The sequence below is a fragment of the Nonomuraea aurantiaca genome (assembly GCF_020215705.1).
Taxonomy (GTDB): domain Bacteria; phylum Actinomycetota; class Actinomycetes; order Streptosporangiales; family Streptosporangiaceae; genus Nonomuraea; species Nonomuraea aurantiaca.
Genome location: NZ_JAIWNB010000040.1, coordinates 39,014 through 63,009, shown reverse-complemented (window position 1 = coordinate 63,009; position 23,996 = coordinate 39,014). Strand labels below are relative to the sequence as shown.

Annotated in this window: 23 protein-coding genes and 3 pseudogenes; 10 read left to right on the top strand and 16 right to left on the bottom strand. The window is 70.2% G+C overall.

Translation table 11 applies throughout. The annotated features are described in order from the left end of the window. Nucleotides 1-40: 40 nt before the first annotated feature. From LDL49_RS50500 to LDL49_RS50490, 3 genes are read right to left on the bottom strand one after another with little or no spacing between them, the layout of a single operon-like run. On the bottom strand, nt 41-1,324 hold the full coding sequence (locus LDL49_RS50500) for an SGNH/GDSL hydrolase family protein (RefSeq protein ID WP_225302107.1): 1,284 nt from the start codon (nt 1,322-1,324) through the stop codon (nt 41-43). Between the two features lie 21 nt (nt 1,325-1,345). Next, the gene (locus LDL49_RS50495) at nt 1,346-1,708 is read right to left on the bottom strand and encodes a nuclear transport factor 2 family protein (protein ID WP_225302106.1); all 363 of its coding nucleotides are present in this window, start codon (nt 1,706-1,708) and stop codon (nt 1,346-1,348) included. 13 nt (nt 1,709-1,721) lie between these two features. Next, nucleotides 1,722-2,720, bottom strand: a complete 999-nt coding sequence (locus LDL49_RS50490; RefSeq protein WP_225302105.1) for a zinc-dependent alcohol dehydrogenase family protein — start codon at nt 2,718-2,720, stop codon at nt 1,722-1,724. 105 nt (nt 2,721-2,825) lie between these two features. Here LDL49_RS50490 and LDL49_RS50485 point away from each other — a divergent pair, with 105 nt between their 5' ends. Together LDL49_RS50485 and LDL49_RS50480 are read left to right on the top strand one after the other, a co-directional pair. Further along, nucleotides 2,826-3,572, top strand: a complete 747-nt coding sequence (locus LDL49_RS50485) for a TetR/AcrR family transcriptional regulator (protein WP_225302104.1) — start codon at nt 2,826-2,828, stop codon at nt 3,570-3,572. Nucleotides 3,573-3,716: 144 nt separating this feature from the next. Then, a complete protein-coding gene (locus LDL49_RS50480; protein ID WP_225302103.1) occupies nt 3,717-4,415 on the top strand; it encodes a site-specific integrase in 699 nt (232 codons plus the stop codon). A gap of 260 nt (nt 4,416-4,675) precedes the next feature. On the opposite strand, the gene LDL49_RS50475 is transcribed toward LDL49_RS50480, so the two are convergent. Continuing rightward, entirely contained in the window at nt 4,676-5,110 is a 435-nt protein-coding gene (locus tag LDL49_RS50475) for an ester cyclase (RefSeq protein ID WP_225302102.1), read from the bottom strand. 69 nt (nt 5,111-5,179) lie between these two features. Next, the gene (locus tag LDL49_RS50470) at nt 5,180-6,112 is read right to left on the bottom strand and encodes a LysR substrate-binding domain-containing protein (protein WP_225302101.1); all 933 of its coding nucleotides are present in this window, start codon (nt 6,110-6,112) and stop codon (nt 5,180-5,182) included. Nucleotides 6,113-6,244: 132 nt separating this feature from the next. Between LDL49_RS50470 and LDL49_RS50465 the strand changes: the two genes are divergently transcribed. Continuing rightward, complete coding sequence (locus tag LDL49_RS50465; protein ID WP_225302100.1) at nt 6,245-6,682, top strand: hypothetical protein; 438 nt, start codon at nt 6,245-6,247, stop codon at nt 6,680-6,682. Further along, nucleotides 6,675-8,264 carry a multicopper oxidase family protein gene (locus tag LDL49_RS50460; protein ID WP_225302099.1) on the top strand — a complete coding sequence of 530 codons (1,590 nt, stop codon included), beginning with the start codon at nt 6,675-6,677 and terminating at the stop codon, nt 8,262-8,264. Before LDL49_RS50465 ends, LDL49_RS50460 begins: the two co-directional genes overlap by 8 nt. A 192-nt stretch (nt 8,265-8,456) precedes the next feature. Here LDL49_RS50460 and LDL49_RS50455 read toward each other — a convergent pair. From LDL49_RS50455 to LDL49_RS50445, 3 genes and pseudogenes are all read right to left on the bottom strand, one after another. Beyond that, nucleotides 8,457-9,122, bottom strand: a pseudogene (locus LDL49_RS50455) (NAD-dependent epimerase/dehydratase family protein); the annotation flags it as partial. A gap of 93 nt (nt 9,123-9,215) precedes the next feature. Continuing rightward, the gene (locus LDL49_RS50450) at nt 9,216-10,436 is read right to left on the bottom strand and encodes an RNA polymerase sigma factor (protein ID WP_225302098.1); all 1,221 of its coding nucleotides are present in this window, start codon (nt 10,434-10,436) and stop codon (nt 9,216-9,218) included. Continuing rightward, complete coding sequence (locus tag LDL49_RS50445; protein WP_225302097.1) at nt 10,433-10,804, bottom strand: YciI family protein; 372 nt, start codon at nt 10,802-10,804, stop codon at nt 10,433-10,435. The genes LDL49_RS50450 and LDL49_RS50445 overlap by 4 nt, the downstream gene beginning before the upstream one ends. 163 nt (nt 10,805-10,967) lie before the next feature. Between LDL49_RS50445 and LDL49_RS50440 the strand changes: the two are divergent. The 3 genes and pseudogenes from LDL49_RS50440 to LDL49_RS50430 all read left to right on the top strand — a co-directional run. Next, nucleotides 10,968-12,509 (top strand): annotated as a pseudogene (locus LDL49_RS50440) (MFS transporter); the annotation flags it as partial. Nucleotides 12,510-12,546: 37 nt separating this feature from the next. Continuing rightward, a complete protein-coding gene (locus LDL49_RS50435; RefSeq protein ID WP_225302095.1) occupies nt 12,547-13,011 on the top strand; it encodes a MarR family winged helix-turn-helix transcriptional regulator in 465 nt (154 codons plus the stop codon). Nucleotides 13,012-13,134: 123 nt separating this feature from the next. After that, entirely contained in the window at nt 13,135-14,040 is a 906-nt protein-coding gene (locus tag LDL49_RS50430; RefSeq protein WP_372470702.1) for an LLM class flavin-dependent oxidoreductase, read from the top strand. Nucleotides 14,041-14,128: 88 nt separating this feature from the next. Here LDL49_RS50430 and LDL49_RS50425 read toward each other — a convergent pair whose 3' ends face one another. Both LDL49_RS50425 and LDL49_RS50420 read right to left on the bottom strand, forming a co-directional pair. Next, nucleotides 14,129-14,794 carry a sulfotransferase family protein gene (locus LDL49_RS50425; RefSeq protein ID WP_225302093.1) on the bottom strand — a complete coding sequence of 222 codons (666 nt, stop codon included), beginning with the start codon at nt 14,792-14,794 and terminating at the stop codon, nt 14,129-14,131. Nucleotides 14,795-15,064: 270 nt separating this feature from the next. Then, a complete protein-coding gene (locus tag LDL49_RS50420) occupies nt 15,065-15,961 on the bottom strand; it encodes an alpha/beta hydrolase (protein ID WP_225302092.1) in 897 nt (298 codons plus the stop codon). Nucleotides 15,962-16,143: 182 nt separating this feature from the next. Here LDL49_RS50420 and LDL49_RS50415 point away from each other — a divergent pair, with 182 nt between their 5' ends. Continuing rightward, complete coding sequence (locus LDL49_RS50415; protein WP_225302091.1) at nt 16,144-18,540, top strand: M28 family peptidase; 2,397 nt, start codon at nt 16,144-16,146, stop codon at nt 18,538-18,540. A gap of 191 nt (nt 18,541-18,731) precedes the next feature. Here LDL49_RS50415 and LDL49_RS50410 read toward each other — a convergent pair whose 3' ends face one another. Continuing rightward, nucleotides 18,732-19,274, bottom strand: coding sequence for a TetR/AcrR family transcriptional regulator (locus tag LDL49_RS50410; RefSeq protein WP_225302090.1), 543 nt, complete (start codon nt 19,272-19,274; stop codon nt 18,732-18,734). 87 nt (nt 19,275-19,361) lie between these two features. Between LDL49_RS50410 and LDL49_RS50405 the strand changes: the two genes are divergently transcribed. Further along, nucleotides 19,362-20,108, top strand: a complete 747-nt coding sequence (locus LDL49_RS50405; protein ID WP_225302089.1) for an enoyl-CoA hydratase/isomerase family protein — start codon at nt 19,362-19,364, stop codon at nt 20,106-20,108. 34 nt (nt 20,109-20,142) lie between these two features. Then, the gene (locus LDL49_RS50400) at nt 20,143-21,027 is read left to right on the top strand and encodes an NmrA/HSCARG family protein (RefSeq protein ID WP_225302088.1); all 885 of its coding nucleotides are present in this window, start codon (nt 20,143-20,145) and stop codon (nt 21,025-21,027) included. A 237-nt stretch (nt 21,028-21,264) separates the two neighbouring features. Here LDL49_RS50400 and LDL49_RS59535 read toward each other — a convergent pair. The 5 genes and pseudogenes from LDL49_RS59535 to LDL49_RS50375 all read right to left on the bottom strand — a co-directional run. Further along, nucleotides 21,265-21,333: pseudogene (locus LDL49_RS59535) on the bottom strand (helix-turn-helix domain-containing protein); the annotation flags it as partial. A gap of 12 nt (nt 21,334-21,345) precedes the next feature. Continuing rightward, complete coding sequence (locus LDL49_RS58865; RefSeq protein ID WP_308016292.1) at nt 21,346-21,567, bottom strand: recombinase family protein; 222 nt, start codon at nt 21,565-21,567, stop codon at nt 21,346-21,348. Nucleotides 21,568-21,716: 149 nt separating this feature from the next. Further along, a complete protein-coding gene (locus LDL49_RS50385; RefSeq protein WP_225302087.1) occupies nt 21,717-22,427 on the bottom strand; it encodes a hypothetical protein in 711 nt (236 codons plus the stop codon). Nucleotides 22,428-22,443: 16 nt separating this feature from the next. Continuing rightward, complete coding sequence (locus tag LDL49_RS50380; RefSeq protein ID WP_225302086.1) at nt 22,444-22,740, bottom strand: hypothetical protein; 297 nt, start codon at nt 22,738-22,740, stop codon at nt 22,444-22,446. A 255-nt stretch (nt 22,741-22,995) separates the two neighbouring features. Next, nucleotides 22,996-23,925, bottom strand: coding sequence for an NADP-dependent oxidoreductase (locus LDL49_RS50375; protein ID WP_225302085.1), 930 nt, complete (start codon nt 23,923-23,925; stop codon nt 22,996-22,998). Between the last annotated feature and the right edge of the window lie 71 nt (nt 23,926-23,996).

Here is a 23,996-nt window from a genome sequence, read left to right as displayed (position 1 = left end):
GGCAGGTGGAGGCGATCCGCAACAGGCGGGGTTCGGACGTTCAGCCGAGGTCGGCCGGGTGGATGGCGCCCGCGATGGCTCGATACCCGGCGTCGTTGAGGTGGAGGTGATCGCCTGAGTCGTAGGCGGGGTTGAGCCGGTCGCGGTCGGCGGGTGAGGCGGTGACGCGGTCGAGATCCACCACCGCGTCGAACGGGGCAGAGGTGCGGATCCAGGCGTTGATGGCCTCGCGCTTGGCCTCACTGCGGGCGGTGTAGTAGGCCGATCCCTTGACCGGCATCACCGTCGCGCCGATCACGCGCAGGTGCTTAACGTGGGCCAGCTGGATCAGTTCGCGAAGTCCCGCGATGACCTGGCCGGCGGAGACGTCGGGGTAGGGGGCGAAGATCGGGGAGGGAGGCGCCGCCGCCAGTTCGCCGATGCCGATGTCGTTGATGCCGGCCAGGATGATGACGGTGCGCACGCCTGGCTGGCCGAGGACGTCTCGGCGAAAGCGGGCGGTGGCCTTGTCGCCGAACCATGCCGAGTCGACGGTGACGCGGTTGCCGGCGATGCCTTGGTTCAGCACGGCGCGGGGCGTGCCGGCGGCGGCCAGGCGTTCGGCAAGTTCATCGGGGTAGCGGTTGTTGGCGTCGGTGCTGCTGCCGGCTCCGTCGGTGAGGGAGGCGCCGAAGGTGACCACGCCGCCGCGACGCGCCGTGGGGATCATGTCCACGCCGGTGAGGTAGTACCAGGACTGCGAGGTGTCGGTGAAGGCGGCGGCGCCGACGTCGGCGGCGTGATCGCCGGCGGCCCGGTAGGTGGTGGCGAGGGCTTGGGCGTGATATGTGGCCGGGCCGGTCGGCTGGGCCGCGAAGAACGTGATGGTGACCGAGTCCAGGGCGGCCAGGTGCAGTGGCACCGGGTCGGTGACGAGGTCGGTCCCGGCCGGGACGGTGAAGGTGCGCTTGCCGCGGGCGGTCAGGTGGCGCAGCGATCCCGGCTCGATGGCGGCTCCGCGGTCGGTGCGGGCGATGGTGGCTTGGTCGACGGTGAGCGGGGTGGTGCCGTAGCGGTTGGACAGCCGGATCCGGGCGGCTTTACCGCCGGCGCTGATCCGGACGATCTGGCGCACTGTCTGTCGGGTGAAGCCCTGCTGTGACCAGTTGGGGGCGAAGCTGGTGCTGGGGCGCTGTGGCGCGGCGGTCCAGGTCGCGCTCCAGCCGGGTCCGGTGGCGGCTGAGGGCTGCCGGGCGGTGTCCGGAAATGCGGCAGCGGCGCCGGTCAGCAGGGCACAGACGGTGATGGCCGTGACGGTCAACAGCCGTCGGGTGGCGGAGGACATGGTTCTTCCCGGGTGGTGGGGTCAGCTGTTGGTGGCGTCGAAGAAGGCGTACAGGTGGCGGATGCGCCCGTCGGCGAAGACGGCGACGTCGGAGCCGGTCGCGGCGGTGGTGCCGGCTTCGGGATTGCCGAACCGCCAGAAGAAACGGGCCTGACGATGGTGCACGTCGACCGGGGCACTCAGGCCGAAGCGGAAACCAGGCGGGATCCGCTGCTGCAGGTCGACGAACGCCGAATCCAGCGCATCGTGTCCTTCAACGGCGATCTCCGGGTCGGTGTAGGTGCAGTCGGGGGTGAGGATCTCCTCGATGGTGGCGCGCCGGGAGGCGGCGTCGGTGTCGTTGATGGCCTCGATGAACCGGTGGATGAGCTCGGCGTGGTTCATGGGTTTCTCCTGGTCAGTGCCGGGCGGTCACGACGATCTTGCCGACCTGGGTGTTGGACTCCATGTAGCGGTGGGCCTCGACGATGTCGGTCAGGTCGAAGGTGCGGTCGATGACCGGGGCGAGCGCTCCGGCGCGCAGGCCATCGCTGATGAAGGTCTCGGCCCGGAGGACCCGCTCCTCATCGGCGAACAGGTGGAAGATGGCGTAGCCGTAGACGTTGATCGGCCACCACATCGGCAGAGGGGTGGGCCGCCCGTCCAGGGAGCCGTAGACGATCAGCATGCCGTCGGGGGCCACGGCCTGCGCCAGGTCGGGCAGGTCGGGCCCGGTGACGCCGTCGAAGATCAGCCGCGCGCCGCGCTCGCCGGTGAGGGCGTGCACCTGCTTGACCACGTTGCCGTCGTCGGCGGCGATCACGTGCTTGGCGCCTGCGGCCAGAAGCCGGTCGGTTTTGGCGCCGGTCCTGGTCACCGCGATGGGCGTGGCGCCCAGGTGGGCGGCGATCTGGACGGCGGCCAGGCCGACGCTGCTGGAGGCGGCCGTGACGACCACATCATCGCCGGGCTGCAGTCCGCCGACCTCGACCAGTGCGCCGTAGGAGGTGAACGCGGGCACCCAGATGGCCGCGCCGGTCACCGCGTCCATGTGTTCCGGACGGCGGATCAGCCGCTCGGCCGCCACGATGGCCCGGTCGGCGTAGATGCCGTGGACGGACATCCCCTCGTCGTTCGGCTTGGCCACGATGCTGACCGCTTCTCCGGCGGCGTAGCCGGTCACGCCGGGTCCGACGGCCTCCACCACGCCGGCGGCCTCGGTTCCCAGACGCGAGCCGGGCAGCACCGCGTCGTAGTAGTAGCGGCCGGTGCGCAGGAACACCTCGCCCCGGTTGAGTCCGAAGGCGTCGATGCGCACCCGCACTTGGCCGGGGCCGGGTTCACCGATTTCCACGTCGGCGAGGTAGAGCACCTCGGGACCGCCGAGCTCGTCGAACAGGACTGTCCTGGCTTTCATCACGAACTCTTCTCTCAGTTACACGGATCCCGTCGCCGTTCAAAGTCAGAACGGCGTTCAAGCTTAGTGCGCCGTACTCTAACGTAGCGGTGTAAGCTGTCAAGCGTGCAAGAGCAGACAGTGGGCCGGCGGGCACGGTTGCGGGCGCAGACCACCGCGGAGATCAAAGCCATCGCGCTCAAGCACCTCAGCGAGGGCGGCCCCGACGCGGTCTCGCTTCGGGCGATCGGCCGCGAGATGGGGATGAGCGGCAGCGCCATCTACAGCTACTTCGACACCCGCGACGCGTTGATCACCACGCTGATCAACGACATCTACACCTCGCTGCTGGACCAGGTGGAAACTGCACGCGACGCCGTCGCCCCCGACGACATCGCCGGCCGGATCCTGGCCTGGGGGCAGGCCCTACGCGTCTGGTCGCTGGCCAACCCCGAAGGCTTCCGGCTCATCTACGGCGATCCGGTCGCCGGCTACCACGCGCCGACCGGAGGACCGGCCCCCGAGGCCGCCAAACGTGCCTGCTTGGGACTCACCGAACTGGCCGCCGCCGCCTGGCCGTACGCGAAAGCCACCCAGGCATCCACCGACCACCAGTGGTCGGACTTCTCACCCGGCCTGGCCGACACCATCCGCGAACACTTCCCCGACCTGCCCCCGGCTGCCGTTGCCCTCGCCCTGCGCATGTGGGGCCGCATGCACGGCCTGATCTCCCTGGAGGTCTACGGCCATCTCGGCACGCAGACCGGCGACCCCGCCAAGCTCTACCACGCCGAACTGCTCGACCTGCTCAGATCCCTAGGGCTCGACGTGGAGCATGCGCGCCGCGCGAGGACGCCGCACTCCTCGGCCTGAACCTTTGGACGATGTGCCGCACAAGGAGATGTAGCACGCCACAGATAACACTCTATTATCTGTGGCGCCGCTGATCACGACCTGCGGTAACGAAAGCGGGCCGCTGCGTGAAGCGGCCCTGTTATCTGCGGCAAGGAGGACGCCGTGCCCGCCGTGACGCCGCTGCCAGCCGCCCAGCGCCTGACGGTCCGCGCCGCGGCCGACGCCTTCCTCGACACCGTGCCCAACCCCAACACCGTGCGCGCCTACGCCGCCGGCGTCGGCAAGATCGCGCAACGGCTCGGCGAGCACCGCCCCCTCGCGGCGGTGGCCGACGACGAGATCGGCGAGGCCCTGGAAGCGCTGTGGGGCGGTGCGGCCGTCAACACCTGGAACGCCCGCCGCGCCGCCGTACTGTCCTGGCTGGCCTGGTGCCGCGAGCACGGCCACACCGCACCAGCCGTACCCGCCTGGGCCAAGCGGCTGACCGCACCCGACAGCCAGACCCCCGCCCGCTCCAAGACCGCGATCGACCAACTGATCACCCACCGCCGCCCCGGCCCCGGCAAGGTTGTCAGCCCCCGGAACATCTGCCCCGACACCAGCCTGGCCCGCCTGTCCTACGGCCAGGCCCGCGCCCTGCTGGACGAGCACACCGCGCTGAACGGCCCCGGCACGGGCTGGGACCTGCACGAATTCCGCCACTCGGCGCTGACCCACCTGGGCGAGGCGGGCACCAGCCTGCTGATGCTGATGGCCAAATCCCGGCACAAGAAAGCGGAGAACCTGCGGCGCTACTTCAAGCCCTCACCGGACGCCATCGCCGAGATCACCAGCCTGCTCGCCCCTCGGACCAGCGGCTGACCCGCTCGACTTGCTCAAGCAAGATCGCGATTGTGGGTTTTGGGCTTACCTTGGCTACACCCCTTCCCGAGATTTTCCTCGAACCGACCGCCGTATCAGGGGCGCCGCGTTCCCGCGAAAAGTCGATCGTGCGCGTCACGCCCGATGCCACGGCCAGCGCCGAGCCTGGCGCCGCCGCCTGTGAGGGCGATCCCTCATCTCTGGGAAGGCGGCAAATGTCACCTCGCGAGCGAGGAGTTCCGCTGGCGCGCTACCTTCCGCTACGCCTGGATGAGACCGAGTTGCCGCAGCTGTGAGTAGAGGTCGACGACTCCCCAGATGTCGATGATCTGGCCGTCAGCGAAGCGGACGATGAAGATCTCGTTGTAGGTGACGGCTTTACCCGTCGGGGGCATGCCCCGGTATTCACCGGAGTTGGTCCCGGTGACCGTCTGCCGAACGACGATCTTGTCTTCCTCGGCGATCAGGTCCTCGACCGTTACGTGAATGTCAGGATACGCGCGCAGGAGGATCTCCCATATGCGCTTTTGTGCCTGCAGCGCGGGCACGGCGGTCCGCTCCGCCGTGTGGAACCGCCCGTCCGGGTGAATGAGCTCGTCGACCGCCTTCGAGATGACCTCCAGGTCGCCGCTGTTGATGACCTCGTGGAAGCGGTGGTACGTCTCCTTGTTGCGTGCTTCCTGAGCTGTTGACATGTCGTCGCTCCTTGGATCGAGATGATGCGGCCATGGACGCCCGCAACAGTGAAACCGGCGTCTCGCTAGTTACCGACGAGATTGCCCCTCGGAATGTGATGCCGGCGCCAACCCGCGTTTCTCGCCAGCCATCCAGTTCCAGCCGGTGATCGTGGTACGCATCAGGCGGGCCGCGGCCGACAGGTGGCTGTCGGCACCCCAGTACAGCGTGACCGCGCGACGGCAGTCCGGGCTGTCGACCGTGATCGCGGCGATAGGGGCACGGACGGAGGTATGCCGGGCGAAGGAAGGGACGAGGCCGATGCCGAGCCCCGCGCCGATCAGGTCGGCGATGGCGCTGAGCTCGTCGACCTCACAGACGATCTTCGGCGTGAGGCCTCTGGCGGCGAAGAGCCGGTCGAGGAGCCGACGCTGCCAGTGCCCCTTGCGGGCGGCGACGAAGGGCTGATCGGCGAGCTCGTCGACGCTCACCGAGGTACGGCCGGCCAGCGGATGATCGAGCGCCGTGGCCACCCACACCTCCTCATCGAGCAGCTGAACCGCCTCCAAACCCCCGGCGTGGATCGGCTGCGAGGCGACACACAGATCGACCTCTTGGGCCCGCAGGTGACGGGCCATGTCCTCGGCCGCCGTCCAGCGGAGCTCGACCTCGATGGAGGGATGAGCTCGCTTGTAGGCCGCCAGCGGCCCCGTGAGGGTGAGGAACGTCTCCGACGCCAGTCGTACCGTCCCCACACCCTCGCTGGTGGCCTCGGCGACGGCTCGCCGGCCCGCGTCGAGCTCACCGAGAGAGCGTTCGACGTAATCGCGGAAGAGCTTGCCCGTGTCGTTCAGCCGGAGCCGGCCGCTGCGATCGAACAGCGGGGTGCCCAGTTCGCTCTCCAAGCGGGCGATGGTACGGCTCAGCGAAGGCTGGGCGACGCGTAGCTCCTCGGCCGCGCGGCTGAGGTGTTGCAGCCGCGCCACCACCAGGAACTGCCTGAGCGTGTTCAGCTCCATCATGCCCCTCAATACATAACAGCATAGCGATATTGATCTTAGACAAGATAACTCACGAGCCATAGCGTCGATGCCGGTCGCGAAAGCGAGAACAACGTCTCGCGAAAGCGAGGACAACGTGAGGAGGGATATCGCATGCTCACCATGCCCGCGCATCAGACGACACCGACGGAGTGGACACTGCGGGCCGTCGTAAGCGCGCATGTGGTGGCGATCGTCGGCCAGCCGGTGTTCGCCGGGGCGTATCTGACCGGTGACTTCGACAGCCTGCGCTGGCACGCGGTCGGCGCCGATGTGGTCACCTCCATCGGCTATCTGCAGGTGGTCGTGGCGATCGTGGTGTGGATCCGGCTGCGTCAGGTCTGGCCGTTCCTGGCCACGACGGCGGTGGTGGCGGCCGAGACCGTGCAGTACTTCGCCGGATTGGACGGCGCGCTGTGGTTGCACATCCCCTTGGGTGTGATGACCGTCGTCGCGCTCGTCGTGCTGTTCATCGCCGTCTGGCTGGGCGGCGGTTACGTACGTAACGACAAGCGCCGCCCCTTGCCACGGCGGGAGGCCCACCATGCGTGAGGGTCTGACCCGGCGGCGGGCTCTGGGCATCGGCGGGTCGCTCGGGCTGATGGCGGCCACCGGGCTGTCGGCCTCGGCCGCGCTGGCCCGCCGGCCGTCGATCACCGGCGCCGAGTTGCGCAGTGCCGTACCGCTACCGCCGCCGTTCCACGTGCCGCTGCCGATTCCCGCCGTCCTGGCGCCGGTCAGCACCTCGGGCGGAGCCGACCGCTACGAGATCACCCAGCGCGAAGCGAGCGCGGAGATCCTGCCCGGGGTCAGGACAGCGCTGTGGACGTACGAGGGCACCTTCCCCGGGCCGACGATCGAGGCGCGCCGCGGCCGGCCGATCACCGTGACGCACCGCAACGAGCTGCCCGTGCCGACCGTCGTACACCTGCACGGCGGACGGACCCCGGCGGCCTCCGACGGCTACCCGACCGATCTCGTCCTGCCCGAGGGCTGGCCGAAGGCCACCATGCACATGGGGCACGGCTCCGCGCAGGCCATGCACGATCCGCGGGCGGCGGTGACCAAGCTGACGCGCGACTACACCTTCCCGCTGGATCAGCGGCCCGGGCTGCTGTGGTACCACGACCACCGGATGGACTTCACCGCCCCCGCGATCTGGCGCGGCCTGGCCGGGCTGCAGATCGTCCGCGACGACGCCGAGGACGCCCTCGGTCTGCCCTCGGGGCGGCGCGAACTGCCCCTTATGATCGCCGACCGGGCGTTCGCCGCGGACGGCGGCCTCGCCTATCCCGCCCTCGACCCCACCCTGCGAGAGCGGCCGGGCGTACAGGATCCGTATCTCGCGGGTGTTCTCGGCGACGTGATCCTGGTCAACGGCGCCCCCTGGCCCGTGCACGAGGTCGACGCGGCCCGCTACCGGCTGCGTATCCTCAACGCCTCCAACGCCCGCCACTACGAACTCGAAGCGGTACTCGACGACGGGCGCCCGCTCGACCTCGTCCAGATCGGCGCCGACCAGGGCCTGCTCGCGGCGCCGGTCACCCACCGGCTGCTGCCGATCGCGCCCGCCGAACGCTACGACGTGATCATCGACTTCACGGGCCTTCCGGTCGGCAGCCGCGTGAGAATCGTCAACCGGCTGGGCTCCGGGCGTACCCGCGACGTGATGGCCTTCCGCATCGCGCGCAAGGCCACCGACGACAGCCGCATCCCTGGCACCCTTTCCGCTGACCTACCGGACTGGCACCGCTCGGAGGCCGTCAGGACGCGCGAGTTCTCCTTCCGCACCGGGCGAATGCACGGCGACCACGGATGGCTGATCGGCGGGCTGCCGTTCGACCCCGCCCGCTCCGATGTCACCGTGCGTCTTGGCGATGTCGAGGTGTGGCGGCTGGTCGCCGACGTTCATCACCCCGTCCACCTGCACCTGGTCGGCTTCCGGGTGCTCTCGCGCAGCGGCCGGCCGCCGCTGCCGCACGACGCGGGTCTCAAAGACACCGTCTCACTTCGGCCGGGCGAATCGGTGGAGATCATCACCCGTTTCGACGGCTACCGCGGCCGGTACCTCTTTCACTGCCACAACGCCGAACACGAGGACATGGGCATGATGGCCAACCTCGAGGTCATCTGACTTCGCCACCGGCGGAGATGTCCCGCTGGAGAAGCCGCGGCCCTGCGTCATCATCGCCACCGCCGTACGCCCGGCGAGCGGCCGCGCGAGCCACACCGGGATCCGCATCGGCGGCTTCGCCCCCGCGCACGCCGCCAGGTAGGGCAGCCACTCGCGGGCCGGGGCCGGCTCGTCGTCGACGATGTTGAACACGCCCTTCACCCCGTGCTCCACGGCCAGGAGGGTGGCGCTCGCCGCGTCGTCGAGATGCACCCACGAGCTGTAGCCGGCGCCGTTCCCGACGACCGGGTACTGCCGCTTGCGCACGAGCTCGACCTGATCGTCGGTGGCGCCCGGCCCGTAGAACGCGCCGTAGCGCAGGACCGCGCCGCCGGCCTTGACGACCGCGTCCTCCAGGTGGCGGATCGCCTCCGCCCCCTTGCCCGTGCTGGTCGGGTCCAGCGGGTCTTCCTCGGTCTTCACCCATCCGCCTTCGCGGATGCCGTTCCAAGAGCCATAGCTCTGCGCGACGAATTGGGAGACACCGGTCGCTTCGGCGGCGGCCAGCAGGTGGTCCGTACCCTCGGTACGCAGCCGGTTGGTGGTGGCGAACCAGCGGTCGAAGTGCTTGATATCCGGCTTGCCGGAGATAGCCGTCATCTGGTGCACGATCACGTCCGGCCGGGCCTGGGCCACCGCCTCACCGACCGACACCGCATCCAGCCCGTCCATCACGACCGCCTCGGCGCCCAGCTGCTCCAGCAAGCCCCGCTTGGCCGTGCTCGTCGTCGTCGCCGTCACGGCGTGGCCACGCGCCACCAGCAGCGGCACCAGCCGCCGCCCCAGCACTCCGGCCCCGCCCGCCACGAACACCCGCATGACCATCACCTTCCAGATCCCAGAGCGTGTCTCCGGACCCGAGACGAGACAGCCCCTCCATCTGTGACATGCGGCCAGAAAACAGCGGGGAGCCTAGGACCCCGAGGTCCGCACCCGGCTCGCCCGGGACTCCAGGTAGCGCTGCTCGGCGATACTGGCGGTGGACTTGGCGGCGCGCCGGTAGTCCTCGTACGCCCCCGCCGTGTCGCCGGCCTTCTCCAGCAGATGCGCCCGTACGGACAGCAGCCGGTGATGCCCGGCCATCCGCTCATCACTGTCCAGCGTGGCCAGCAGGGCCAGCCCGGCCGGCGGGCCCTCGGTCTCAGCGAGCGCGATGGCCCGGTTGAGGGTGACCATCGGGTTGGGCGCGATCCGTTCGAGGATCAGGTACAGCGCGTGCACCTGCGCCCAGTCGGTCGCCGCGGCCGTGGCCGCGTCGTCGTGCGTGGCGGCGATGGCGGCCTGCAGCTGGTAGGGCCCCAGCGCCGGGCCGGCCAGTGACGCCTTGACCAGCTCGATGCCCTCGTCGATCAGCGCGCGGTCCCACTTCGTACGATCCTGCTCGTCCAGCGGCACCAGGTCACCGGTCGCCGTCGTACGTGCCTCCCGGCGGGCGTCGGTAAGCAGCATCAGTGCGAGCAGCCCGGTCACCTCGTCGTCCTCGGGCAGCTGCGCGTGCACCATCCTGGCCAGCCGGATCGCCTCGTGCGCGAGGTCGGTGCGGTGCAGCTCGCTGCCCGAGGAGGCGGTGTAGCCCTCGTTGAAAATCAGATAGAGCACATGCAGGACGACCCGCAGCCGCTCCTCGCGCTCCGCGCCCTCCGGCAGGCTGAAGGAGCTGCCGGCGGCCTTGATGCGCTGCTTGGCCCGGCTGATCCTGGCCGCCATCGTGGCCTCCGGCACCAGGAAGGCGCGGGCGATCTCAGCGGTCGTCAGGCCGCCGACCGCACGCAGCGTCAGGGCGGTCTGAGAGGCCGCGGTCAGCGTCGGATGGCAGCACAGGAACAGCAGGACGAGCGTGTCGTCGGTGTCCGGCACGTCCTCCGGCACTACCTCGGTGGCCGTCGCCGACTCGCGTTCGCGGCGCGCGTGGTCGCTGCGCATCTGGTCGATGAGCCGCCGGGACGCGACGGTCATCAGCCAGCCGCGCGGGTTGTCCGGCAGTCCCTCGGCCGGCCACTGCACGGTGGCGGCGAGGACGGCCTCCTGCACGGCGTCCTCGCCGGCTTCCCACTGCCCGTACCGCCGTACCAACGTGCCGAGGACCTGCGGCGTGAGCTCACGCAGCAGGTCCTCGATGGCTGATGTCGTCATGCCTCCAATTGTCCGTCAGCGAACATCACCTGCCGCACCTCTACCCCCAGACCCTCGATCGCGGTGTCCGGGATCTGCGTCGCCAGCTCGATCGCCCGCTCCTTGCTCTCGCAGTCGATCAGGTAGAAGCCGCCCAGATACTCCTTCGCCTCCAGGAAAGGGCCGTCGGTCACCACCGGCTGGCCGTTGCGTACGGACACCACGGCCGCCTGCGACGGATCGACCAGCGCCTGCGTGGTGATCAGCTCGCCGGACTTCTTCAGCGCCTCGATGAACGCGCCGTGGCCGTCGCCGATCGCCGCCTTCTCCTCGTCGGTCAGCGCGTCCAGCACGGCCGGGTTGATGTGCATGCTGATCAGGAACTTCATCTCGTACTCCTCGTGGTCGCGAGCCCCGGCCGGGGGCCCTTCGACCGGTTGGTCGGAGCCGCCGCCGTCGTCTTGACATCCCCCGCCAAAACTTACCCGCGAGTTTTTCACGGTCGCAGCCGCGAGATCCCTTCCGCGGCGATGTCAAGAAGCTCGGGAGCGCTCCGACCAACCGGCGAAACATCGACCGAACAAACAGGGAGTTTCGGATATGCGAGTCAACCGGGCATGGCTGGGACTGCTCGTCCTGGTGCTGCCGACCCTGCTCGTCGCGATGGACATGACGGCGCTGCTCCTCGCGCTCCCACAGCTGAGCGCCGGCCTGGGCGCCACCAACGTGGAGCAGTTGTGGATCAGTGACAGCTACGGATTCATGGTGGCCGGCCTGGTCATCACGATGGGTACGCTCGGCGACCGGATCGGCCGCCGGCGGCTGCTGATGATCGGGGGAGCGGCGTTCGCGGTGCTGTCGGTCGTCGCCGCCTTCTCGGTCAGCCCGCTGATGCTGATCGTGGCGCGGGCGCTGCTGGGCGTCGCTGGCGCGACCCTGATGCCGTCCACACTCGCCTTGATCACCAACATGTTCGATGACCGGCGGCAGCGCGGGCAGGCCATCGCGATCTGGGCGACCTGCCAGTTCACCGGCGGCGCGCTCGGGCCCGTACTCGCCGGCTTCCTGCTCCAGCACTTCTGGTGGGGATCGGTGTTCATGGTCGCCGTGCCGGCGATGGCGTTGCTGCTGCTCGCCGGGCCGGTCCTGCTGCCCGAGTTCCGCACCGAGCGGGCCGGCCGGCTGGACCTGGCCGGCGTCGGGCTGTCGCTCGTGGCGGTGCTGCTGATGGTGTACGGCATCAAACAGCTGCCGGTCGAGAGCGTGCCGGTCGTGCCGGCGGTGGCCCTCGTCGTCGGCGCGGCCATCGGAGTGCTGTTCGTGCGCCGGCAACTGCGGCTGGAGACGCCGCTGCTGGACCTGCGGCTGCTCCGCAACCGCCCGTTCACGGCCGTGCTCGTCGCGCTGGTCTTCGCCGGCATCGCCATGGCGGGTACGGGCCTGCTGGTGACCCAGTACCTGCAGAGCGTGCTGGGCTTCTCGCCGGTCGCCTCGGCGCTGCTGTTCGCGCCCATGGGCCTGGGCACGGCGGTCGGCACCATGGCCGCGCCGGCGCTGGCCCGGCGGATGAGGCAGCCGACCGCCATCGCCGGCGGGCTGGTGGGGTCGGCGCTGGGCGGCCTGCTGCTGGTCGGCGTCGGCGGAGCGAGCGCCCTGCCGCTGGTGATGATCGGCATCACCGTACTGGCGCTGGGCACCGGCCCGCTGTTCGCGCTCGGCACGGGGCTGGTCGTCGGGGCCGTACCGCCGGAGCGCGCCGGTTCGGCGGCGTCGATGTCGGAGACCAGCAACTACTTCGGCGGTTCGCTCGGCTTCGCGCTGCTCGGTGTGGTGGCCGGGGTGGTCTACCGCGCCCGGATGGACGGCACGTCCGACTCCCTGGCCGGCGCGGTCGCCGCCAGCCGGCACCTGCCCGCCGGCCAGGGCGCGGAACTGCTGCACACCGCGCGGGAGGCGTTCACCGCCGCCCTGCACGTCACCGGCGTCATCGCCGCGGTCATCTTCGCCGGGCTGGCGGTGCTGATCCTGGCCATGCGGCCGGCCGCCCGGACCACCCCGGCCGCGCTTCCCGAGTACGAGGCGGCTCGCTCCTAGCGGTAGTTCGTCTCACGAAATTTGTTAGCCTGGGACAGTGAGCAAAAATGTCGAAGGCCAGATCGGGACGGTGGCCGCACTGGTGCGGTCCACGTTCCTGGTGAATGCCGTGTACGCGAATTCCGCCCGCGAGTACGGTCTCACCCAGCAGCAGGGCCAGTTGTTGTGCGTCTTGATGGCGCAGCCGTACGGCATGGGCGAACTGGGCGCGATGCTCGGCCTGGCCAAGTCGAGCCTGACCGGCCTGGTGGACCGCAGCGAGCGCAACGGCCTGGTCCAGCGCCGGCCCGACCCGCAGGACTCCCGCGCGGTGCGAGTGGCGCTCACCCCGCGGGGCGCCAAGCTGGTCGATGAGTTCTACGCCGAGACCTGCCGCCGCGTCGAGGATCTGACCTCGGGATTCGCCCCGGCCGACCGCGAGACGCTCGCCGCGCTGCTCGGCCGGATCGTGGACGACAACAAGGTGCCCACCGTCTTCGTCGAACCGGATCGCACGCGCTGAACCGTGAGAGGAGTTGCAGTTCGTACTACGAACTAATATTGTTCGTGGCACGAACTCAACTCGCTTCGCGGCACCACCACGGTGACTCCGCGTTGACGATCATTCGCAGGGAAAGGCAGCACGTTGTCCGCACATGACATCGTCTTCGGTTTCGGCGCGCATTCCAGCATCGACGACATGCCTGAGCTGTTGCGCATGGTCCAGCAGGCCGACCAGGACGGGCTGGACATCTTCACCTTGTCCGACCATCCCTACATCGGCCAGCGCCTGGACGCCTACGCCGCGCTCGGCTTCATCCTCGGGCGTACGCGGCACATCGCCGGCTTCGCCAACGTCACCAACCTGCCGACCCGGCCGCCCGCCATGCTGGCCAGGACGGTGACCTCGCTGTCGGCGCTGTCGGGCGGCCGGATCGTGCTCGGCATGGGCGCGGGCGGGCTGTGGGATCGCATCGCCGACATGGGAGTGCCGCGGCTGACGCCCGGAGCGGCCGTGGACGCCTTCGAGGAGGCGATCGTCCTGGTCAAGCTGCTGTCGGGCGGCGGCCCTCCGGTCACCTACGAGGGCAAGCACTACCAGGTGCACCAGATCGAGCCCGCCCCCGTCGCCGCGCCGCCCGTTTGGACCGGATCGGTCGGTGCGAAGTCCCTGGCCGCCACCGGCCGGGTGGCCGACGGCTGGATCCCCGGCCACGCGGCCGACTGGCTCAGCGAACGCTACCGGACCTCCCGGCCGATCATCGACGAGGCGGCGGCATCCGTCGGCCGCGATCCGAGCGAGATCCGTACGGTCTTCAACTTCCCCGGACGCATCACCGACCGGCCGCTGCCCGCCACCCGCGACCGCGACGGCCGCTGGCTCGGCGGCTCGGTCGGCCAGTGGGTCGAGGAGCTGACCGGAGCCGTGCTGGAGCACGGCGCCTCGGGCTTCACGCTCTTCTCCGACGGCCACGGCGCCCCTGACCTCACCGTACTGGCCCGCTGGACCCAGGAGATCGTCCCGTCCGTCCGCGAGGCGATCGCGAAGTAGGGGCGCCGTCAACCAATGGTCGCGGGGTCCTCGATCTCGACGCCGACATGGCCGTCCCTCCTCGCCGCCATCTGACGCGGCGCTGAGATCACTGGCCGCCCATGTCGTTGATCCTGGCCCGCATGTCGGCTGTGGTGTTCTCGTGGGGGAACGGCTCGTCCGGGATCGGGAGGTCGAGTGCGGCGCACAAGGGCTGCCAGCCGTCGGCCGGCTGCCATTCCAGCAGCCGGTGCGCGGGTACGGTGGCACGGACCTCGGCGAGGTGCCGCTCGTAGGCCGCGATGACCTTGTCGCGGTCGCGGGGGTCGCCGAACGCACCGCCGAACAGGGCCTGCATTATCTCCCCCATGGCGCGGCCCTGCTCAGGGGTGAGAGTGGCGGGCGTCGGAGGCCGCGTGGAGTCCCCGCCCATCATGCGGCGCGCCCCTTCCAGCACCGTCTGGTCCATGCTCTGGTACCAGCGCTCGACGCTTTCCCGCCGCGACAGCAGCACCAGCGCGTCCGGGAACTCGGCGGACAGTTCCCGCCAGAACCACGACACCGGCCAGTCCACCCCGGCGGCGTATCCGGCGAGGAACCGGTCCCAGTCCGGCATGACGCCGGCGCAGGCGTCGCGCCAGACCACGGCGTCGTCCGGCCGCCCGAACATCTCCCGCATGTGGTAGCAAGGCGCCCCGAGCAGCCGCTCCAACGCCGCCTTCAGCGACGTCGTCCCCGTACGCGGAAACCCCGCCCCTACAACTCGCAACCCCATACCGGCCCTCCTCTCTCGAATCGGCGATCCGAGTCGCCTGCGGCCATGCCTGGTCGTCAAACGCTCAGCGACACGCGGATGACCCCGATCGGTTGCCTCGCAACAGGCGACCGCCCAGGCTCGCGATCCCGAATGCCTTGCTTACCTGTCGGTTGGCAAGATACTTGCCGACCGACAGGTAAGCAAGGGGTTTCAGCCTTCGAGGGTGCTGAGGCTGGGAGCAAGGAAGAACGATGGGGAAGAAGTGAGTCGCGGCCGAGCCGGGCCACCTCACTCGGCCAGGGCGCGGCGGAGGACCGCGCCGAGTTCGGCGATCTGCCGCTGCGACACCTCGGCGGACAGGATCGCCTGTGACCCGTGGAAGGTGCCGGGCCACTGGTGCAGCTCGACCGACACGCCCGCCTGCAGCAGTCGCAGCGCGTACGTGATGTCTTCGTCGCGGTTCGGGCAGAATTCCGCGGTGGCGATGTAGGCCGGTGGCAGGCCGGACAGGTCGTCGGCCCGCGCCGGGGCGGCGTACGGCGTGGCGGGCGTGGAGCCCAGGTAGTGCTGCCAAATTGCGGTGACTTTGTCGCGATTCATCCACGGCGTGTCAGTGAAGTGCCGCGCCGACCAGGTCTCCTGCCGGTCGTCGAGACCGGGCTGGTTGAGCAGCTGGAAGCGGATCGGCGGCCCTTGCTCATCACGCGCCCGCAGCGCCACCGCGGTCGCGAGTCCGGCGCCGGCGCTGTGGCCTCCGACCGCGATCCGTTCCAGGTCGACGCCGAGCTCGGTGGCGTGCTTGGCCGTCCAGGCCAGCGTGGCGTAGACGTCGTCCAGGGCGGCCGGGAACCGGTTCTCGGGGGCCAGACGGTAACCCACCGAGACCACCACCGCCCCGGAGACGTCCGCGAGCCGGGCGGCCCAGGGGTGTTCGGTGTTCAGATCACCCATGACGAATCCGCCGCCGTGCATCCAGACGATGGCGCCCTGCGGATGGTGCGGGCGGTAGATCCGTACCGGCACGTCCGGATCGGCGGGCACGGTGCGGTCCTCGATCCGCAGGTCAGCGGTGTCGGGCGGCGGCAGCGCGGCGGCCAGCTCGGCGAAGTTCTTGCGTTCGGCGACCGGGTCGGTCAGGTCGGCCCGGGGGAACAAAGGGATGAATGCTTCGAGTTCGGGATCCATGTCAGCCATCTTCACGGTCGCCACTCACGGCATCATCCGCCATCCGTCGGATATTTTGCCCGGATTACGCACCGCTCGGCGCGCCTTTTGCCCCACCCGCGCGTACCTGCGGAAAACCGCAGGTACGGGCGGGTGGGCGCCTCATTCCGCGGGGCCATTGGCCCGGCTTAACCTTCGTGGCCATGATCGGAAAGTTGTTCGACGTCCCACGGCGGCTGCTGGCCGGGCCGGCGGCCCTGGTCATCCTGATGGCGGTGATCATGCTGTCCGCCATGGCCGACAGCACCATGCAACCCCTGCCGGCCAACGCGCCGAGCGCGCAGTTCAGCGCCGAACGCGCGCTCGCGCACCTGAAAAGGTTCGCCGCTGAACCGCGGCCCATCGGCAGCCCGGCGAGCGGCCGGGCCAGGGACTACCTGGCCGGGCAGTTGCGCGCGGCAGGGCTTCAGGTCGAGATCCAGCGTTCGGTCGGTGCCCGGTCTGCCGCGGGGCTGGCGACGTTCGGCCAGGTCGACAACATCGTGGGCCGGCTGCCGGGAACGGGCTCGACCGGCACCGTGCTCATCGCCGCGCACTACGACTCCGCGGCCATGGGACCGGGCGCCTCCGACGACGGCGCCGCGGTGGCCGCGATGATCGAGACCGTCCGGGCACTGCGCACCGGTCCCGGCTCACGTAACGACATCGTGCTGCTCATGTCGGACGGCGAGGAGGATGGCGTGCTCGGCGCCGAGGCCTTCATCCGCGACCACCCCCTGGGCAAGGCCGGCGGCGTGCTGCTGAACTGGGAGGCCCGCGGAGTCAGCGGCCCCTCGTTGATGTTCGAGACCACCGTCGGCAACGCCCGCCTGGTCGAGACCTTCGTCAACGCCGTCCCCGCGCCGCGCGGTCACTCCGCCATGGTGGAGCTGTACCGGCTGCTGCCCAACAACACCGACTTCACCCCGCTGGCCAAGGCCGGCTTCACCGGCATGAACTTCGCCTACATCCAGCGTTCCTCGCTCTATCACACCGCCGGTGACTCCATCGCCAACCTCAACCGGGGCAGCCTGCAGCATCACGGCACCAACATGCTGGCGCTGACGCGCGCCCTCGGCGACGCGGACCTGCGGACGCTGACCTCCGATCACGACGTCACCTACTTCCGCGCGTTCGGCACCATGATCACCTACCCGGGCCGGCTCGTCTGGCCGCTGGCGGCGCTGGCCGTCGTCGCGGTGGCGGGCCTGGCGCTGCTGGCCCGCCTCAGGCGACTGCTGAGCCTGCCCCGGCTGATCGCTGCCACGGTCTCGGCCGTGGTGCCGCTGGTGCTGTCGGCCGCCCTGGCGCAGGGATTGTGGGAGCTGCTGGTGGCCTGGCGACCCGCCTACGATCTGATGGGCGGGCTGCTGCACCGCCCTCGGCCGTACCAGGCGGCGATCGCGGTCCTGTGCGCGCTGGCGGTACTCGGCTGGTATCTGGTGCTGCGGCGCCGGCTCGGTCCGGCGGCGCTGGCCGTCGGGGCGCTGACCTGGCTCGCCGGGCTGGGCGTGCTGTGCGCGCAGGTCGCTCCCGGCGCGTCCTTCCTGTTCGCCCTGCCGGCGCTGCTGGGCGCGCTCGGCTACCTGGCCGCCGCCTTGCTGCGCGCCCCCGCGTGGGCGCGGCGGGCCGCGGCGATGCTGGGCCCGATCACGGCCGCGATGCTGCTGCCGTCCCTGGCCGGGGACGTCTTCGACGGGATGGGGCTGGCACTCGGCGGGGTGAGCGCGCTGGTCCTGGCATTGTTCGGACTGATCGCGGTGCCGATCGCGGAAATGTTCCTGCCCGACCCCGCCACCCAGCCGAAGCGGGCCGCCGTCCTGCCCGACCCCGCCATCCGGCCGACACGCGCCGTCGTCCTCCCCGTGTCCCTGACGGCTCTTCTCCTGGCGACGGGACTGGTCGCTACCGGGCTCATGGTGGACGACTTCGACGCCGGCCAGCCGCAGCGTACGCACCTGGCCTACGTCATGGACGCCGACACCCGCACCGCCCACTGGGTCAGCGCCGACACGGACCCGGCACAGTGGACCAGACAGTACGTGTCCGGCCACGACACCGCCGCCCTGCCCGCCGGGTACGCACGAGGCACGCTGTGGACCGGTCCCGCACCGGTGATCGCCGCCGCCAGCCCGCGAGCTGCCGTCCTGGCCCACAGCGAGGGCACGCTCAAACTGCACGTGACAGCGGGGAAGGGCGCGCGCTCGGTGACGCTGAGGCTCGACCAGCCGATCACCCACGTCACCGCGTCGGCCGGCCGGTTCGGGTCGGCGAGCGTGCCCGTGACCGGTACGCGCGCCGGAACCTGGCCTTCAGAGATCCGCTTCCGCGGCATCCCCGCTCAGGGAGTCCAGATCACCCTGCGGATACCGGAAGCGGACCGGATCCGCCTCACCGTCATCGGTGAGACCGACGGGCTGACCGGGGTGCCGGGCTTCGCCCCCAGACCTCCTCACCTGGTCGCGGCCACCAGGGAGGACGGCGACCTCATCGCGGTCACCCGCGGCTACACCTTGACCCCCGAGCGCCTGCCGTCCGGGCCGGGCACGGGCGCGCGATGATCACGGGTCGGATGTCGCGTGTTCGGAACCGTCCATGTCGAGCAGCACCAGTCAAGGGCGGGATGCGGTGACGGCCCAGTCCAGTCACGGTCCTGGGGGATGACCCGGGCCAGATTCTCGCCCTTGTTCGCCCTGCCGCTGACCCCGCCGGACTCGCGCGCTCCTCAACGGTCTGACTCCGCGCCCGTCGCTCACGGGCGCGGAGTCAGACCGTGGAAGATCAGGTCGAGCATGGCGGCCGCCTGCCCCGACGCGTCCGGCTCCGTCTCGGTGACCAGCGCGATGGCGTTCACCAGCTTGAACAGCTGCTCGACCGGTACGCCCGTCCGGACGTCGCCCGCTTCCTGTGCCCGCGCCAGCAGCGCCCGCGCCGCCCCGAACACCGCCGCGCGGCACGACGAGCCGTCCTCACCGAGCGCTGCCAGCAGCGATGCGGCCAGCCCGCGCTCCGTACTGCCCTGCGCGATCACTGCGCCCAGCCACTCTTTTAGCGCCGCGCCCGGCGACGGCGCGGACATCAGGTCTCCGGCCCGGCGGCACAGGGCGTCGATGTGGTCGCGGAAGACCGCCTCCAGCAGCGCCTGCCGGGTGGGGAAGTGCCGGTAGAGCGTGGCGTTGCCGACTCCCGCCCGCTGTGCGATGTCGTCCAGCGGCGCATCGGCCCCTAGCTCGGCGAAGGCGGCCCGAGCACAGGCCACCAGCCGGTCGTAGTTGCGCCGGGCGTCGGCCCGCATCGTCGCCTCCCGGGTTTGCCTAAGTGGGGACTATCCCCGTATCGTACCCGAACAGAAACCGGGGATACTCCCCGGTTAGGAGATGTCATGAACTCCCAACCACCGAAGTACGCCGCCCGGCACGCCGAGCATTTCGCGATGGAGCGCCGCGACGGAGTGCTCCTGCTGCGCACGCACACCGGCGGCGGCCCGGCTGTCATGTCACTCGCGCTGCACTATGCGTGGGGCGAGGTGCTGCGGGAAGCGGGCGCAGACCCGGACAACGAGGTGCTGATCCTCACCGGCACCGGCGGCGCGTGGACCGGCGGGCTCGACCCCGCCCTGCGCGAGCGGCCGCCGGCGCAGCGGGGCGAGGACCGCTACAACCTCTACCGCGACGGCATCGCGCTACTACGCAGCCTCGTCTTCTCCGTTGACGTGCCGACGATCGGCGCGCTCAACGGGCCCGGCTACCACCAGGAGCTGGCCCTGGCCTGCGACCTGACGCTGTGCACCCCCGGCACCGTGTTCGACGACACCCACTTCCGCTCCGGCGCCGTGCCCGGCGATGGCCAGCACCTGGTCTACCAGGAGCTGCTCGGCCTCAAGCGGACCGCGCGGATGCTCTACACCGGGGCCGGCGTCGGCGCCGCCGAGGCGCTGGAGCTGGGCTTGGTCAACGAGGTCGTGCCAGACGAGCGGCTGCAGCCGCGCGCCTGGGAGCTGGCCGCCGAGATCATGGCCGCTCCGCGCGCCACCCGCCGGCTCACCCACGCCATCATCCAGCGCCCCTGGCAGCGCCGCCTGGTCGACGATCTGGCCTTCGGCCGTACCCACCACCTGCTCAACACCTGACCCCGTTCTCGACACCCCGCCATCTGGAGGAAACATGATCACCGTTCTCGTGACCGGCGCCACCGGCACCCAGGGCAGCGCCACGGCCCGCGGCCTGCTGGCCGCCGGGCAGCGGGTCCGCGCTCTCGTCCGCGACCCCGGCACCCCTGCCGCGCGGGCGCTTGCCGCCGCCGGCGCCGAGTTGGTCCGTGGCGACATGGGCGACCGCGCCTCGCTCGACGCGGCCATCCGCGGCGTCGACGGCGTCTTCAGCGTCCAGCCCACCCTCGGCTACCCCGGCACGCCGCCCGGCTTCACCATCGACGACGAGCTCCGCTACGGCCGCAACGTCGCCGACGCCACCGCGGCGGCCGGCGTCCGCAGCTTCGTGTACGCCTCCGTCGGCGCGGCCGACGCCTCGCACGGCATCGCGCGCTGGCAGACCAAGGACACCCTGGAGCGGTACGCCCGCGACCTGGGCCTGCCCCTGACCGCGCTGCGGCCAGTCCGGTTCATGGAGAACCAGGTTCATCCGCAGATTGGCGTGCGCGACGGCGTCCTGGCCGACGTCTTCCTGCCGGACGTGCCGGTCCAGCTCATCGCGGCCACCGACATCGGCGCGTTCGCCACGCTAGCCTTCACCCGTCCGGCCGAATACGCTGGCCGGACGATCGAACTGGCCGGCGACGAACTGACCATGCCGCAGATCGTCCGAGCCATGGAGCGGGCGCTGCGGCAGCCCATCACCTACCGGCATATCCCGCGCGAGGCGCTGGTCGGCCGCGACGCCGACGCCGTGACCGGCTACGACTTCGCCAACCACGGCGGCGGCTGGCACGCCGACATCGACGCGCTGCGCAAGGAGCACCCGGGCCTGATGGACTTCGCCACCTGGCTCGACCGCGAGAGCGCCGCTGCCTTCACGACGGCCCGCGCCTGACGGCCGCAGGCCGCACAACCACGCGGAACCTGGCGTCGCCCGCCTGCACGTCGCTGATCGGGTCCAGTCAGAGCGGGTAGTTGCTGTGCCGGATGTACAGGTCGGGAAGTTGTAGGACTGGGACGATATCCATGAGCTGCTGGCCAGTCCTGCGGCCGGCCGGAACATCGCGGTGCCGTCTCAGCCGCCCGAGGGATGGGGTTTCGCTGTTGCTGCCGTCCGACGCCCTTCCAGGGCTCAGACGTGGAGGTTCCGGTAGATGGTTGCGCGGCCGACGCCCAGCCGGTCCGCGATCTGCTGGACGGTGTACTTGCGTTTTCAGTCCTGGCCCTTCACCTCATACAGCGCCCGGGCCATCTCGACTCCATCGGCGTCCAGTGCCCGCGGCCGCCCACCGACTCGGCCACGAGCTCGCGCGGAGGCGAGGCCTTCGAGCGTGCCCTCGACGATGAGCTCGCGAAGAAACTCATCGAACGCGCCGAACATGTGGAACTGCAGCCTCCCGCTCGGGCGTCGGAGTCGCGCTCGTTTGGGGCTCATGACACGTTTCTTACCGGCACCCCAGATACGATCCGAGCCCACTCTCGACGCCGGGCACCGCGTCGTGCGACTCCGCGACTCACGTCCCATATGTCCAGGTTGCCGCCTATGGCGAAGTGACGTCACCTTGGCGGGGGGCTGGGGGAGCCTTAAGTGACGGCGATGGCGGGAGCCACGCGCGCCGATCCGATGCCGCGGTCGGGCTTGCCGAGCCGGAAACGCACCTTGCCCTTGAGCACGGTGCCCGATTCGGCCTGACCGTCGGTGAGGCCCTCACCGGGGAACAACGTGAACGTCCACCTCGCGTTTGATTCGCAGTCAGGCAGGTCACGCCCGCTTTGCAGGACTCGCGCACCCCAGAGTTGCCGGATCATCAGCGCCCTGGTGTCCGTACCGGCCACCGTGAACGACGCCGCCGGCCCGTCCACGATCTGGTGGTGGCTGCCCAGAGACGGCCCATAAACACCAGTGACCGTGGCGACCATGGTCCACGGCCTGCCGGGCCGGACGCCGAGGGCACCTGCGGGCAACCGCTCGTCGAACACGTCCTTGGTGGGCGCGCCGAGCTGATCCGCTCGCACGGCCGCCGTCATCGGGCGACGGGTGTCCAGCCGGCCAGGGTCGGGTATCAGCAGGATCCCGTACGTCGTCTCCTTCGCGAAGCGAGCCGAGGCGAAGTGGTTCCGAAGCGCGAGCACCGCGCGCTCGGCGACCTCCCACAGATCGTCGGAGAACGTGGCAGCCAGATAGTCAGGCGTCACCGCCGGTAGCCCGGCCCGCGCCACCGCTTCGGCCACGGACTCGCAGCACGACCACCCGGAATCGGCCAGCCTCGCGATCTGCTCGGCCTTGAACGACATCACTCACCCGCAATCATCACAGATCCCCCTCATCGAATACATCCTCATACAGGCCCTGCAGGTCGGTCGTCTCCACGATCTCGGCGAGCCGCTCCAGTGCGTCCGGACGGGTCAGCGCCGCACGCTTGTCCTCAAACTCGGCCAGGGACATGTCCAGCTCAAGTACCGTGATCACCTGCCGGTCGTCGGCGACATTGCGTGAGACGCTGACCTTCGCGGGGTAGCCGTCGGTCTCCTCCGGAACCCAAGCCTCCTTGAACTGGTCATAGGTCACGCCAGCCTTCAAGGTTCGTACGAACACAGCACGCAGCATCGCTACCCCTCGACAAGAGAAATGGGCCGCCGAACGCGCCCGACGCTCACGATACTGACATCGAACTGAAGGTGCCGATCGGCCCAGGATGGGGCATCTGCTACCCCTCCGGTCACAGCGGCACTGTTCGGCGCCTCCGTGGTCGGAACGGCTCGGCGTGCAGTGGGTGCGGTCGTGGAAGTCGTCGGCGGGCTCAAGACGACCATCGTGTTCAAGGGAGCGCCCTGGGGCGGATCACTCCGGCGGGCCGACGAGTCAGAGCGTGATCACGACCTTGCCGTGGACGTGCCGTCCGGCCTGCAGTGCCACGGCGTCACGGATCTGCTCGATGGGGAAGGTCGCGGCGATGGGCACGGTGAGCCTGCCGGCCAGGATCGCGTCGGTGATCCGCGCCAGCTCGGCCGGCCCGGCTTCGCTGCCTCCGGTCGCGCGTGCGCCGCCGGGAGGGTTCGGGCCGGCGGCGATCGTGGAGATCCGCTCAGGCGGTACGCCGAGCGCGAGCGCGGCCTCGGCCGTCTCGGTACCGAACAGATCCGTCGAGGCGGTCACGCCATCGGGAGCCAGCGTCCTCACCCGGTCCGCCAGCCCCGGGCCGTACGTCACGGGCTCGGCGCCCAGCTGCCGCAGGAACTCGAACGTGCTCTCCGAGGCGGTCCCGATCACTCTGGCACCGGCGAGCTTCGCGAGCTGGACGGCGAACACGCCTACGCCGCCGGCGGCCCCGCCGACCAGGACGGTGTCACCGGGCCGCGGGCCGATCGCCTCCAGAGCGGCGGCGGCGGTCAGGCCGGCCACCGGAAGCGTGGCCGCCACCTCGTCGCTGATGCCGTCCGGTGTGTGGAACAGCGCGTCGAGCGCCGACGTCGGCGTCTTCATCACCAGGAAGTCGGCGGCGGCCTTCGCCATCGCGCCTCCGAAGACGCGATCACCCACGGCGAAACCGTCGGCGCCGGCGCCGACCTCGTCGACGACACCGGCGAAGTCGTACCCGAAGCCGGACGGCACGGTGATGCCGAACGTCGCCGCCGTCTCGGGGATCGAGGAGATGGCCCAGTCCATCGGGTTCAGGCCGGCGGCTGTCACCCGGACGCGCACCTCGCCGAGGCCGGCGTGCGGCTCCGAAACGTCTCGCATCTCCAGTACTTCGGGACCTCCGAACGTCTGATAGACGACGGCTCGGCTCATGAGGGGACCTCCAATGTGATGGCACTTGGTCCCATCACCCTACACGAGTGATGGGACCAAGTGCCGTACAC